Origin of the sequence: Candidatus Dedyshia acidiphila, assembly GCF_051025295.1 — a bacterium.
GTDB lineage: Bacteria > Acidobacteriota > Terriglobia > Terriglobales > Acidobacteriaceae > KBS-83.
The window spans coordinates 1-254 of record NZ_JBMGJV010000105.1 but is presented as its reverse complement, the minus strand read 5'-3'; the positions used below and the strand labels follow the sequence as shown (position 1 = coordinate 254).

Annotated in this window: 1 pseudogene; it reads left to right on the top strand. The window is 62.6% G+C overall.

Annotation, left to right across the window (positions count from 1 at the left end):
- Window positions 1-254 (top strand): annotated as a pseudogene (locus AC5IJH_RS18385) (deoxyribodipyrimidine photo-lyase); the annotation flags it as partial.

The window sequence follows — 254 nt, the reverse complement described above, 5'->3', positions numbered from 1 at the left end:
CAGCTCTCGCCCTACCTGCACTTCGGCCACATCAGCCCGCTGCGCATTGTGCTCGAGGTGCAGAAGGCCATTGCTGCCGGCAAGGCTCCGCAGTCCGCGTACGACGCTTACATCAATGAACTGGTCGGCTGGCGCGAGCTGTCGATCAACTTCGTCCGCTACGAGAACGACACCTACGACAACATCGGTTGCGCCGAGCCATGGGCGCAGAAGACCATCGCCGAGCATGCGCGCGATCGCCGCGATGTCCTCTA